We start from the raw sequence: 13,560 nt of genomic DNA, 5'->3' as shown, positions 1-13,560 counted from the left end.
TACAAGGAATTTTTGGTGATAGTGTAGTGATGGGTTAAATGTTGAGCATCATGCCTTATGTTTATACATATCATTAGGCAAAGTAAGACGCCTGACGTTTAAATTCTGAAATACTCGTAATTGTTTGTTCAAAAGCGGAAGCAATCGGCGCATGTTTGCCTTCTGAGAATAGAACTAATTCACCGCAGTGGGTGCGTTCTGCTAGGGCATGAGCATATTCTTGAATGCGCTCAAACGTTAGCGAGGCAATACACTCAGCAAGCTTAATATTTCTATCAAACGCGAGATCATGCGTACCCAAGCTTACCCAAAGCCGCTGTGATTTCATGGATAATGTTAAGTCTCGTTCTTCTAGTTGTTTTAACAAGTTTTTTTGTATGGTGGGCCAATAAAAACGATAAAAGTCTATTTCTTCCAATTGTTGGAAAAGAAATGTGGTGATCGCCTCTAAAATAGGCGTAGGGCCATAGTCTGGACTTTGAACATAAAAAGCAATTCCAGGGTGTTGATTATGGGGCACATAGCCTGTTCCCACAACATAGCCAAGTTGTTGCTCGGTTCTTAGTGCGTTGAAAAAGGGAGCCGCTAACATTTGTTCCAATACCATGCACTGCGCTATCTCCTCTACAGACTGGGAGGGCGCTTGCAGGTAAAGTACAACCGCTGCATCTTCATGTTTAGAGTCTACCCGATGAAACAGTGAGCGCTTGGTGGGCAACTGACATACAGCCCTAGATAGTGGCGCACCGCTACTTTTCGAGCAGGTCGCAGTGAGCATACTTGCAATATCGTTAGCATCTTTGTAAGTCCAGTTACCATGAATGAACGATTCAATAAAATAATGGTTTAATGCCGTATCTCGAAGATGGCACATTGTGTTGAATGACACCTGTCGGGTCGCATCGAGCAATTCAACGGGTGCTTGTGTATTTTGCTGGATCAACACGCTGAGCCTGGAGAAAAGTCTATTGGTCGGTTTGTTCATTAACGCATTTTGTAGGTTTTGTTCTTGGGTTTGCCGGTAATGTTCGAAACAAGACGCAGTCGGCACATATTCAAATACGGCGTCTAACAGCTGTTTCAACAATAAAGGTTGTTGATTGGCGAACCCACGCGTGTGAATGGTAAAGCCCGCCTGGTGACCGTATATCCGGTAGTGTAAACCTGCAATCTCAGCGCGGTAGTATTTAGCCTGTAGGTGATCGTTCAATGCGCTAAGCCATATTCGCTTCGCTGCAACAGCTTCAAGGGAGTCTGAGAATGCGATGCAGTCGAACGACACGTAAATATCACCTTTAGGTGAGTAAAACTGTTGGTCTTGTGCGAACCATACGTTAATCCCATTGCTAGACAATACCTTTTGAGGCAAGTCGCAACCCTGCTCTGGCATTACAAGACCGTTTTGCTCACCGAGATAGGGGTTAGGTGGAGGTAATGCTAAATCGGCTATGGGTTGTGGCATCGCAAGAGACAATAAAAGGTCATTATCCATTTGTTCAACGCCATACTCGGCATCATAGAATGCGCAGGCAGTCGTGGTTTGGCTGTCAGGTGATATTACTTTTACGCGTAAATAATCTGGCGTGAAAAAGCCCATCGCATGATTTAACGTTTCTCGGTTATATTCTCCTGCTGTTTTTCTCAACAGGCGAATGTCATCTGGACTATACAGAAATTGGGCTTGTGCATATTCGCAGATAAGATTGAGTGGCTTGATGTTTTCCTCATACGTCATCGCCAACGAAGTGAGTTGCGCTTTTTCCTTAAATCGCCAGGGTTCATCGATTGACCCTTTAATAAGTTCAATATACGAAAATAAGGCGTGCAGTATCTCATCGGTATGCTCCATGCCAATTTTTGTTAGCTGGAAACTAATATTAAAGTCTTTGAAGTGATCACCTTCAATACCTGAGCCCGCAATAAGGTTCATCGCCCAGTTTTTGTCCTTAAGGTAGGCAAGTAAACTTCCTTCGCCTTCATCACCAAGTAGATGACTAATATAGTTAAGTGGCTTGGTTTTTATATCGTTATGAATTGCAGGAAGTGTAAAGGTAGCAATTAATCTTCGGGCCGTTTGTAGTGGCTTAATGTTTATCTTTATACCAAGTTGCGCTTTTTCATATAACGGCGGCCACTTGTCGTTTGCACGTTGCCCTTGCGTAAAATTATTAAAGCTTTGGCGTACTATCGCTTCAAGCTGTTCAAGTGGCACCGGACTGGCAATACATAAGGACATGTTTTGTGCGCAATAATAGGTAGTATGAAAGGCCCGTAATGTTTCACGTAAATACGTAACGCCGTGCTCAGAAAACACCGCCGCGTTTCCAACAGAAAACTTGGAAAAAGGGTGAGCTGGGTTACACGTTTCTTTGTGTATCTGGTAGAGCCGTCTTAAGTCATCTCGTTTTTTAAATTTGTACTCTGCATCAATAGACTTTATCTCATTGGCAATCGACGTTTCATTGAGTACAGGCTGGCGAAGCATATCGGCAAAAGCAGGGAGTGTTTGGTTAACTGCAGTACCATCACACTGATAGTGAAAATTAGTGTATTCCGTTCCTGTCCAAGCGTTGATAGAGCCACCGTACTGTTCTATAAAATCATTGATGGCGTTCGGATTTGGGAAGTGACGACTTCCCATGAACAGCATATGCTCGAGCAAATGGGAAAGGCCTGGACAGATGTCTGGGTCATAGAAATGCCCAGCTCGCACAGACATAGAAACATAAGATGTAGACATATCTGGCTGATGACAAAGCATAGCGCGCAGACCATTAGGCAGGGTAATGAAATGTGCTTGTTCTACCGCTATGTCAATATTCAATGTGCGCTCTTATCTTTCCATTGGGCGTATTCTTTTTTCAATATAGACCACTATGTCATTTATTGTTAAATAACGCAGGGTTATTACTAATAATATCATTTTTTGTATAGGCGATAGCGCACCACTCTGCTATCTTTGAGTTATAGAATTTCATACTATGCGTAATGTTATGTCAGGTCAAAGTAGCAATAATGACATCTTAATTTTTGTTATGCGTCACGGAGAGGCTGAGCAACCGGTAAGGGATGATAGAAGCAGGCGTTTAACGCACGCGGGACAACAGCAGTGTGTTGATGCATGTGAGTGGTTAGTAAAACAATATTGCCCATCTAAAAAAATCGATCTTACGTTGGTTAGCCCCTACAAACGTGCAATGCAAAGTAGCGAGATTATGCTTCATACGCTGACTTCCATGAAAGTTGAAGAAAATAACGATATTGTTCCCAATGGTTCTGCGCCACTTGTTAACGATTATGTCGCTGCCCGCATTCACAGTGCAATCAATACGACTAACCCAATTAGAAGTATGCTTATTGTGAGCCACATGCCTTTTGTTAGTTATCTGGTTGATGCGCTGTGCGACTCGTATACAACGAGCTTATTTTCAACTGCATCAATAGCAGTTATCAAGTACTCGCCAAAAACAGACAAAGGTATACTAGTCCATCACTATCAGAGCGTGTAGAGCGGGCTTTTCTAAATTAGCGTTCTTGCAGTAACTTCGCTCAGTTTTTCCTCAGTATTTTTCTTTTTTTACTTTAGAAGTTGTTTTTGTGGCCGATAGGATATTGAGAGTGCCAACAATGTATGCTGAGAGAAGCGGGAATGACCACAAAATCTATCCCTGAACTCCTTAAAAATTCACTGCAATCACACATGGCGGAGGCCGATTTGCGGGATGATGAGGAGTTGAAGGACATTATAACTAAGCTATCTACCTTGTCTGATAAGGTAGCAGCGGCTAAAGCGCAAGCATTAGTAATGCGTGCGCGCAGAGCCGCGAAGAATATTTAATCGGAAAGGCTGTTTCTAGGGGGAATGTAATACTCTGGCATCACTCTCACGGTTTTAATCATATTTTCGTTGATGTCTACAATTTCTAATGGGTAACCCGCTAAGCGAACACTGACTTTATTTTCAGGAATTTCTTCCAAATACTCCAACAGTAAACCGTTTAATGTTTTCGGCCCTTCTGTAGGAAGTTGCCAATCCATCTCTTTATTTAATTCTCGCACATTGGCACTGCCGTCAACCAGCACAGAACCATCTTGTTGAGTATGTGCTTCCTTACTGTGATCAGGAAGCATACTTGTTGTGAAGTCGCCGATAATTTCTTCTAGGATATCTTCAAGTGTGACCAATCCCATAATGTCGCCATACTCATCAACAACAAGTGCAATCCGCTCTTTCTCTGCTTGAAACTTGTACATTAAGGTATGAAGCGGTGTAGATTCGGGGGTATAGTAAATTTCTCTTACAGCCCGCAACAAACTCGATTTAGTAAACTGGTCTTTTGACAAAAGACGTAAGGCGTCGCGCACATGAACAAAGCCAACGGCGTCATCGATACTGTCTCTGTACAATAAAACCCGCGTATGCTGTGAATGTGTGAGTTGCTTTTGAATTTTTTTCCAATCATCGTTGATATCAATAGCCACGATATCGACCCGCGATACCATAATATCTTCTGCCGTCACGTTCTCTAAATCTAAAATACTCACCAGCATATCTTGGTGCTTTTTAGGAATAAGGCTGCCGGCTTCATAAACAACGGTTCGCAACTCTTCGCGGCTCAACGAGTCGTCGTTACCATTAACAGGGCTGATTCTAAGTAACGCCAAAATGCCGTTGGTAATACCGTTGATAAAAGCAACTACAGGGTACATTAACGTTAGCAAGGGAAGAAGAATGACCGAGCTTGGGAACGCTATTTTCTCAGGGTACAATGCAGCAAGGGTTTTCGGTGTTACCTCAGCAAAAATGAGAAGCACAAGCGTGAGCCCAAATGTCGCAGCGAACAAGCCCCAGTAGTCACCGAATAGGCGAATGCAGATTATAGTTGCAAGGGACGATGCGGCAATATTGACGAGGTTGTTGCCAATAAGAATAAGGCCGATAAGGCGGTCTGGACGGTCAAGAAGCTTTTGAACACGCTTTGCCGCCTTGTTGCCTTCACTTTGTAGGTGCTTAAGGCGATATCGGTTAATCGACATCATGCCAGTTTCAGAGCTAGAGAAATACGCAGAAAGTAAAATGAGTACGCCGAGCGCGATAAACAGCGTACTCGTTGATATGTCGTCCAAGTAAGGAACCCTATTTGTTAGTAGCCTTCAAATGTATAAAGTTGGTCGAAGGCTTTCAAGAAGAAAATACGTCTTTCGCGCATTGTTTCATAAAACGGCGCACGAAGATAACGTATCGCACCATGTTAAAGTAAAATTTCTCGCACTAATTTACTGCCAAAGTAGGCAAGTGATAGCAATAATACTCCAATAACGGTTAGTGTCGTAACTTGCTTACCTCTCCAGCCCCTGAGTTTTTGACCGATAAGCAGTACTAAAAAAACAACAAGCGCGGTGCCAGACAGTATCGTTTTGTGGGCGTACGCTTTACTAAACATATCATCTAGAAAAACAAACCCGCTAATTAGAGCGACGCTAAGCAAACACGTGCCTGCCAGGATTAGTTTGAATAGTATCCCTTCAACTAACATAAGTGGCGGCAATGAAGAATGAAGCAGTGCGGCGCCTTTTTGCTTCAAACGATAAGTAATGTAGGACATTTGAAGTGCATATAAGAAGGCAATGGCAAGCGTGCAATAGGCAAACAACGACAGCGTAATGTGAATAACGAGCCCTGGTTGCAACTCAATATGCATAATGTACGAAACGGGAATTAGCAGCGACATCAGCACGGAGAGGCTGGTAAAACCAAATACAACCGGTAGCAAAATAAGGTTGGGGATGGCTCTTGCAAATATCAGCATCGATAACGTGATTATCCATGACACCAATGATAGAACATTGGTAACGCTCATATCCTGACCTGGCGCGATGATAATAACGTTTATCAAAAATGCGATGTGAAGAAGCGAGCCAACACTGGCTAAACCAAGTCCCAGCCGTTGATTAGGCCCTTCATTGTGGACAAATTTACCAATAAGTACAGCTGCGGCTGATGCATATAATAGGGCAGCGGCAGTCGCTAAAACAACGTTCATGATGGTTCCTTCAACACCGGGTGATATTCACCCATACTGGCGCTATTGATACTTGATGTTCGAGATAAATTCAACTCTCACCTTGTAAAACTTTGTACGTCGTCCCATCAATAGATACAGGGCGAAGCGTGTTGTTATACGGTATAAGTCAATCTTCGCCAAAATTTACTTATTTTGATGGTACGTTAGTTACTGCTTTTGCGATACACTATGCGCATTACGTCTGAAATTAAAAGAAGTTTCATACTATGTTTGAGAATTTATCGGAACGCTTAGGCCAAACACTTCGCAATGTGAGTGGTAAAGGGCGTCTTACAGAAGACAATATAAAAGAAACACTTCGTGAAGTGAGAATGGCGCTATTAGAAGCCGATGTCGCACTTCCGGTAGTGAAGTCCTTCGTAGCACAAGTAAAAGAACGTGCTGTGGGAACAGAAGTTACGAAAAGCCTAAAACCTGGCCAAGTATTCATTAAGATTGTTCAGTCTGAACTTGAGTCGGTTATGGGGGAAGCCAATGAAAAGCTTAACCTAGCCACTCAGCCTCCGGCTGTCATTTTAATGGCGGGTCTGCAAGGGGCGGGTAAAACGACGTCTGTTGGTAAACTTGCTAAATATCTTACCGAGCGCGAAAAGAAAAAGGTCATGGTGGTCAGTGCGGACGTATATCGTCCAGCGGCTATAAAGCAACTTGAAACGCTAGCAGAAGAAGTCAATGTTGCTTTTCATCCATCAACCATTTTGCAAAATCCTGTCGACATTGTTGAAAGCGCAATAGATGAAGCCAAAAAAGGCTTCTACGATGTACTACTTGTAGATACCGCTGGCCGTTTGCATGTTGATACTGACATGATGGGTGAGATTAAAGATCTTCATGCAGCGGTTAAGCCCATAGAAACGTTGTTTGTCGTTGATGCAATGACCGGTCAAGATGCGGCAAATACAGCGAAAGCCTTTAACGATGCACTTCCCCTTACCGGCGTTATCTTGACGAAAGCCGATGGTGACGCAAGAGGCGGTGCTGCGCTGTCTGTTCGTCATATTACGGGTAAGCCAATTAAATTTATTGGTATGGGTGAAAAAGTTGATGCGCTAGAGCCATTTCACCCAGAGCGTATTGCGTCTCGTATTCTTGGTATGGGCGACGTACTTAGCCTTATCGAAGAGGTTGAACGTAAGGTTGACAAGAGCAAAGCTGAAAAGCTTGCGAAAAAAGTACAGAAAGGAAAGGGCTTCGACCTTCAGGACTTTAAAGACCAGCTTGAGCAAATGAAGAACATGGGCGGCATGATGGGAATGCTTGATAAGCTTCCTGGCATGGGCAACATGACTGATAAAATTAAAGATCAGGCTAACGATAAGCAGTTCAATCAGATGGAAGCCATTATCAATTCCATGACGCCAGGTGAGCGCGCTCGCCCTGAAACAATTAAAGGGTCGCGAAAGCGCCGCATTGCAGCAGGGTCTGGAACACAGATACAAGACGTAAACCGGTTACTAAAACAGTTTACGCAAATGCAAAAAATGATGAAGAAAATGTCTGGTGGCGGTATGAAGAAAATGATGCGTCAGATGAAAGGTATGATGCCTCCAGGCGGTCCGGGCGGACCAGGTGGTTTTGGTGGGCCAGGCGGCTTTGGTGGCGGTGGCTTTCCTCCTCGGTAAAAGGCCTACCTTATTGAAAAAACCTCAATTGCACCTAGTGCATTGAGGTTTTTTGCTTTTTGCCCCTCGTTATTTACGACGAATAGTACGTTATCTGCTCAACCGCATCGCCTAAATCTGTGCAAACTTTCTGTTTCATAATACACTGACCGGCTCGTTAGATAGAAAGAAGCATCTACATGCAGTAATCATGCTTTTAAACCAATAAAAATGAAAAAGTAAAAGCACGAACCGTATCGAACACAGGAACATTATGGCAGGCTTAAAACGCATTATTCTTATCGACACGCATTTACCTGGCGTTGTTGAATTAAAGCTTGATGGTCACACAAACATTTGTGGAACTAACGCATCGGGTAAAACGACACTTCAGCGCCTTATCCCCGTTTTTTATGGCGAATACCCTAGCCGAGTCGTACCCGCAACCCGTGACAGCTTTGAACGTTGGTACTTACCAAGACTATCTAGCTTTATCATTTATGAATATACGCGCGCTGAAGGTGATTTGTGCCAAGCTGTGCTTAGTTCAAACGGAACCGGCGTCAATTATCGGTTGATTGGCAAACCCTTTGACGTAGCTGATTATTTGATTGAGCAGAAGGGCGGTAAACACGCTAGTGTCAGCAGTGCAGAATTAGCCCGCGCAATGAAACGAAATAATGTGCTCACCACAAGCCTACTTAACACAAAAGATTTTCGCGCTATCATTCAAAACGACCAGGGTGTGCTTAATCAGGGTAACAGTGCCCGTGAGCTTTTAGGTTATGCCAGAGTGTTTAGCCTTTGTGAGCCAGCTAAGCATATGCGTCACATCGAAAAGTTGGCTAAGGCGGTGCATTCGAAAGAAGGCAAAATGGAAACCATTAAGGCCATGATTGCCGCTATCTTAGAAGAAGATGGTGTCACCCCTCCGACGTCTGGTTTAAGCCGACAACGGGTCGATGACTGGATTAAAGAATGCCATCTTATCAAGCAGTTTGAAAAAATACGCCCGGAGTTTGCAAAGTTAGAGCAGGCTGACCTTGCACTAACATCATCGGAACAAGCGCTCGCTACCCTGAAGTATGGCTTTGAACTAGATAAAACGTATTTGGCTTCGCGTATTGAAAAGACCAAGCGTGAGGTGGACGAAAATAGCTTTTTGCGTAAACAAACCGATAGCGAGTGGAATGATACGCGAGATCACCTTAATCAACTTATTTCCTCAACCCGCGCCGATGTAGAAAAATATACCAGTGAGTTGGATACGGTCGAACGAGAATTTGATCACTGGCAAGATGAAGATATAGAGCAATTAAAGCAAGACGTTGCCAATTTAGCCCAATGGAAAAACGAAAAAGAAGCCGCAGACAGCCGCTATGTGCTTCTGACTGAAAAGCACCAAGACATCGAGTCGGCTTACAATAGACGTTTAGCAGAACGTGGAGAAACACTTTCCCAAACGCTTGATGAATTGTCACAACAACGTCAAGAAGCCACCGAACACAAGGCCGAGCAACGTAAACAAGAGAGTGATGCGCTCTCACGTATTAAAGATAACTTCAATGCCCAAGTTGCTGCGCTTCAGCAAGAACACAGTGAAAACATAAACGCATTGAAGGTCGCTGAAGCAGAACTTAAGGCTACCCTTAATAACGCAGGTTACAATGAATTTGAGCAGTCGCAGTTAGACTTACTTGACGCAACGATAAAAGAAGCATCAATCAACGAAGATACCGTTCGTGTAGCGTTACGGCAAACCCAGCAACGGTTTGCAAAAACCGTTGAACAACGGAAGCTGACATCATCAGCGCTAGATAAGGCCCGCGTAGCATTTCAAAAAGAAGAAAAAGCGTTAGCCAAACTCAACGGTCTATTGTATCCCGGAGAAGGCTCATTACTCGAATTTCTACGAGAAAATGTTGAAGATTGGGAACATTCTCTTGGCAAAATCATTCGCCCAGAGCTGCTAGAGCGTAGCGACCTAGCGCCCTCTTTTACTTCAGGTAATAGCAGCGTGATGGGTGTGGCATTATCATTATCTGAACTCGATACGCCAGAATATGCGCAAAATGAAAAGGAATTAAAAGCACAGCTTCACCACATTGAAGTCAATCAGGCAGCGGCACTCGCCGCGCAAAATGAATGCGAGCAGCGATTGGCGAAAGCGAACGAAGATGTACGCAATGCTGAATTAGAGGTTACGCAAACTGAAAACACGGTAAAAAGTGCAGAGGCAAGCCGTAAGCGTGCTCAGCAAGACAGAGACACGCTACTTAGCGAATATCAACAAGCGCTTTCTGAACGCAAGAAGAAGTCTCGAAGCAAGCTTGATGCTAACCAAAGTGATCAGAAAAAAGCTAATGCACAGTTTGCACAGCGGCGCGATGAATTAAAAGATCAACAGCGTGAAGCTGAAACAGAGCACAGCTTTCACTGGCAGCAGCTTATTGCCGATACTGAAGCTCGTATTGCTCAGCTAGACAGCGATATTAAAAAAGCACGAGATAGCGCGGCTGAAGATCGCGCAGAAATGCAAAAATGGCTTGAAAATGAACTTAGCAATCGTGGCGTCGATATTGATGAAATTGGGCAGCTTAAAAAGCTAATTAATCAATTAAAAGAGAAAATCGCCACCACAGAGCGCCACCGCCATAAAGTAGCCGATTACGAGCGTTGGTACAGTAACGTGTTTATGCAGCAAAAAGTGGTTTGGCAAGAGGCATTAGGTAAAGCCAGAAAACTGCTCGGTGAATCTGAGCGAAACTTAGCACAAAAACAAAGTGCCTATAAAACCACACGAGAAGCGCTGATTGAAACGCATAGTACACTTGAGCATACGCTTAACGTTGCAAGCGAACATGCAGAACACGTAAAAATATTAAGTAAGACGTTAGCGAAACTCCCCCTTCATGGTGGAAATGAAGATGTTGAAGTAACGCACGATGACGTGAATATTGGTCAGCGTATTTCGCAAGTGCAGAACCAGCTTCAAGAACGTGAAAACCTGCTTAGTGATATTCGTGCGTATGTGGAGCGCTTTGATCAACTTATTGCCGCGCAAGCCGGCACTGGGTTATCCGACACGTGGGAACGTGCAAGAGAAGAGTGTGCCACAATTAACGCTCATGGTGTTAAAGGCATCGATCACCGCAGAATGGTGTCGCATCTTTCACAATTGTTGAATGTTATCGTACCTCAAAAGCTGCAAGGACTAAGAGAGCAGGGACGGATTTTTGGCGCAGATTTATCGCAGTATTATTTTGTTTTAGCAGATATTGATAAACGTATCGTTTCACAAAGCAGGCGTATTACGCAGGAAGTGGATGGTGAGCTTTTCTTAGACGGCGTATCTGACTCTGCAGTTAAAATCCGTTCGCGTATTAGTGAGTTAGAGTTTTGGCCTGAACTAGAGCAATTTAGAAAGCTATACGAACATTGGATGGAAGAGGGGGCCAACGAACTTCCTGAGGAAGAGTATGGCCTTAGTATGCGACGGGTTTTGGATATCTTAGGCCGAGCGGCGCTTACTGGCGGTATCAGTAAATTGCTTGATATAGAACTACATTTACGTGAGGGTAACAGTGACCTGGTCATTCGAACGGATAGGCAACTCAATGAGTCGTCTAGTCACGGTATGGCCTACCTTATTTTATGTAAATTCTTATTGGCCTTTACGCGGCTATTGCGTGGCGATGCGGATGCGACCGTGCATTGGCCTATCGATGAATTAGGCACCCTTCACCAAAGCAACGTTAAAAAGATTTTCGATGCTTGTCAGAACAACAACATTAGTGTGGTAGGGGCATTTCCAAACCCAGAGTCAGAAGTACTTACGCTGTTTCAAAACCGTTACCTAATCGACAAGGTGTCAAGACAGTTGCAGGTAGTTAAGCCAACCACCAATGCAATTGCGGCGCGCATAAAAGCGAAAAAAGACGGAGAAGTGAATAGCGAGGAGACCGCATTATGATGACTGAACAAGGGCGAGTGCTAAGTATATTATTAAAAGGCGGGTTCATCTGCCAAGTAACCGACGAAGAAGCGTGGCGCTTTTTAAAGTCTCGCGATAATGCAGAAAAGCTCACACCGCATCTTTCGTTGTTAAACCGCACGCTATCCACAACCGCTGAAGGGGATGTGTTTTTTGCTAGTTACCTTACTATCGGTGAGGCTGAACGCAAAGTTCTGACGCAACAGTTTCAGGATACGACATCTAACTTGGTGCCGTTGATTGAATGGTTATTACTGGTTCAACAAGCGAACGAATCCGACATGCCTATCACGATGGGAAGTGCTATTAGGCTTAACGAGCTTAAAACCACGATTGAAGATACGCCCGCCTACGCTGAGCAGCTCGAAAAAATATCGCGTTACCGTATGTTTGGTTCGTTAAGCGTTAATTTAGACGGACAGCTAAAGCAGGTATTTAAGCGTTTGACCGAGTTGGGTTATCTGGTTAAACCTAATCCAGATAAACAGATTTATTTGGGAACCGGAAAGATTGAGCACCTCTACGAGATATTACGTTTTATTGATGAAACTGAAGCGCTTAGTTTATCAGAGCAAGCGGAGGCTGCGATTTCGCAAGGTAGTCTGTTATGAGTCAGGTTCTACTCCAAGCTGGCACCAAGCTACTCAACGCGCTTGGTAGGCACAGCGACCTTATTATGCATGCTTATATTAATGGTGCAGTGGTTGAGCGAGACCATAGTCCTAAAGTGCTGGAACAACTTGTACAGTTAGGTGTGCTGTGGCGGCCTGAAGCACAAAGCGAACTGAGGCTTAAAAGTGCAGTAAGGGCGTTGCTTGAAGGCAGTTTGCAAGACGAACGCAACCGAACGATTAACGCGAACATTGGCGCGTCGTTGGCAAGCTTAAAAACCCTTACCGAACATTATAAAGAAGCACTGCACTACCATAAGTACCATGAAGCTGCTGCACATATGGGCGATCTTACCGAGCACGTGTATCAACTGGCTGAGTCGTTGAGTAACAGCGTTCGCGTGATGTTCAGTCGTATCAACAACGAATTTGGCTATGTGTCTTCGGTCGAGGCTAAAATTCGAGAGAACGAATTAGCGCAAGCGCAGGTCACTGACTTACTCGGGCAACTAGAGTGCTTTAGGTTTGACGAATTAAGCGAATTAGCGGGGTCAAACAGAGAGCTACGTCATCTTCTTGTCGTATCGCTACAACAGCGCTTTTCTAAAGCGGCCCAAGAGTTGTCGGTCGTACAGGCTCGCCTTCTAGACTTACTTGGTCGCTTTAGAGAGTTTCAAGGCCGCACCAGGTTGCTTAAAGGCTACCTACTTCATATGGAGCAACAGCCCGATTTTACGCCCCACAACTACGTTAATTTGACGAATGTGCCAGTACTGTTTAATCAAACAGAAAATGTCATGGGGGACGCGGTCGCCGACGTCAATAATGTTGAGCATGAAACGGCGTATCAAGAGATTGTCGGTTCGCTGACACACGTTCATAAAAGACAGAAAAAACACGAAGACAACACGCCTTCAGATATTGATGTCACGGCACAATCGACCGTATCACTAGAAAAAGATCCGCTTCACGTCGCTATCGACGCTTATTTTTGTGACATTATTGATTCTGGGCAATCCAAAACCGCTCTAGACTACTATAAAGAGCACAACTTAGCGTTTGACCCAGAAGTTTGGATTTATCAAGTCATTGGTGGCTACCAAGCGTTGAGTGATGAAGATAAACAATTCTTTGCACTAGAAACGCAAGGCAAAAATGATGAGATATTTTCGGGTAACTTTTATATAAACGATATAACGCTCGGTTTGCGGTAACACGTTTTTATAACTTTTTATTTTTGGGAAATCACAACTATCTTCTATACTGTA

General features: G+C 44.0%; 9 protein-coding genes. 6 read left to right on the top strand and 3 right to left on the bottom strand.

The window, feature by feature from the left end; translation table 11 throughout:
- Positions 1-73 precede the first annotated feature (73 nt).
- On the bottom strand, positions 74-2,824 hold the full coding sequence (locus tag AC27EZ_RS00530) for an insulinase family protein (protein ID WP_487133450.1): 2,751 nt from the start codon (positions 2,822-2,824) through the stop codon (positions 74-76).
- Between the two features lie 169 nt (positions 2,825-2,993).
- Between AC27EZ_RS00530 and sixA the strand changes: the two genes are divergently transcribed.
- Both sixA and AC27EZ_RS00520 read left to right on the top strand, forming a co-directional pair.
- Positions 2,994-3,509 carry a phosphohistidine phosphatase SixA gene (sixA, locus tag AC27EZ_RS00525; RefSeq protein ID WP_487133449.1) on the top strand — a complete coding sequence of 172 codons (516 nt, stop codon included), beginning with the start codon at positions 2,994-2,996 and terminating at the stop codon, positions 3,507-3,509.
- Between the two features lie 140 nt (positions 3,510-3,649).
- Positions 3,650-3,838: a hypothetical protein gene (locus AC27EZ_RS00520; RefSeq protein ID WP_487133448.1), complete on the top strand. Its 189-nt coding sequence runs from the start codon at positions 3,650-3,652 to the stop codon at positions 3,836-3,838.
- Here the strand turns inward: AC27EZ_RS00520 and AC27EZ_RS00515 are convergent.
- Both AC27EZ_RS00515 and AC27EZ_RS00510 read right to left on the bottom strand, forming a co-directional pair.
- Complete coding sequence (locus AC27EZ_RS00515) at positions 3,835-5,127, bottom strand: HlyC/CorC family transporter (protein ID WP_487133447.1); 1,293 nt, start codon at positions 5,125-5,127, stop codon at positions 3,835-3,837. The two genes, AC27EZ_RS00520 and AC27EZ_RS00515, sit on opposite strands and share 4 nt — an antisense overlap.
- Before the next feature lie 125 nt (positions 5,128-5,252).
- Positions 5,253-6,044, bottom strand: a complete 792-nt coding sequence (locus AC27EZ_RS00510; RefSeq protein WP_487133446.1) for a cytochrome C assembly family protein — start codon at positions 6,042-6,044, stop codon at positions 5,253-5,255.
- Between the two features lie 248 nt (positions 6,045-6,292).
- On the opposite strand from AC27EZ_RS00510, the gene ffh reads away from it, so the two are divergent.
- The 4 genes from ffh to AC27EZ_RS00490 all read left to right on the top strand — a co-directional run bounded on the left by ffh (position 6,293) and on the right by AC27EZ_RS00490 (position 13,506).
- Positions 6,293-7,708: a signal recognition particle protein gene (ffh, locus tag AC27EZ_RS00505; protein ID WP_487133445.1), complete on the top strand. Its 1,416-nt coding sequence runs from the start codon at positions 6,293-6,295 to the stop codon at positions 7,706-7,708.
- Between the two features lie 253 nt (positions 7,709-7,961).
- Positions 7,962-11,660, top strand: a complete 3,699-nt coding sequence (locus tag AC27EZ_RS00500) for an ATP-binding protein (RefSeq protein WP_487133444.1) — start codon at positions 7,962-7,964, stop codon at positions 11,658-11,660.
- Positions 11,657-12,292 (top strand): condensin complex protein MksE, encoded by a 636-nt coding sequence (locus AC27EZ_RS00495; protein ID WP_487133443.1) that lies wholly within the window; start codon positions 11,657-11,659, stop codon positions 12,290-12,292. Before AC27EZ_RS00500 ends, AC27EZ_RS00495 begins: the two co-directional genes overlap by 4 nt.
- Complete coding sequence (locus AC27EZ_RS00490) at positions 12,289-13,506, top strand: phosphoenolpyruvate carboxylase (protein ID WP_487133442.1); 1,218 nt, start codon at positions 12,289-12,291, stop codon at positions 13,504-13,506. Before AC27EZ_RS00495 ends, AC27EZ_RS00490 begins: the two co-directional genes overlap by 4 nt.
- Positions 13,507-13,560: the final 54 nt, after the last annotated feature.

The sequence above is a fragment of the Alteromonas sp. 4NH20-0056 genome, assembly GCF_057539655.1.
Note: the sequence above shows the minus strand (reverse complement) of the source record. Positions and strands in the feature narration are given on the sequence as shown.

Bases quoted from the DNA above. Each gene is read 5' to 3' on its own strand.
- AC27EZ_RS00510 (WP_487133446.1), bottom strand. From the start codon at position 6,044: ATGAACGTTGTTTTAGCGACTGCCGCTGCCCTATTATATGCATCAGCC.
- sixA (WP_487133449.1), top strand. From the start codon at position 2,994: ATGTCAGGTCAAAGTAGCAATAATGACATCTTAATTTTTGTTATGCGT.
- AC27EZ_RS00495 (WP_487133443.1), top strand. From the start codon at position 11,657: ATGATGACTGAACAAGGGCGAGTGCTAAGTATATTATTAAAAGGCGGG.
- AC27EZ_RS00520 (WP_487133448.1), top strand. From the start codon at position 3,650: ATGACCACAAAATCTATCCCTGAACTCCTTAAAAATTCACTGCAATCA.
- AC27EZ_RS00500 (WP_487133444.1), top strand. From the start codon at position 7,962: ATGGCAGGCTTAAAACGCATTATTCTTATCGACACGCATTTACCTGGC.
- ffh (WP_487133445.1), top strand. From the start codon at position 6,293: ATGTTTGAGAATTTATCGGAACGCTTAGGCCAAACACTTCGCAATGTG.
- AC27EZ_RS00490 (WP_487133442.1), top strand. From the start codon at position 12,289: ATGAGTCAGGTTCTACTCCAAGCTGGCACCAAGCTACTCAACGCGCTT.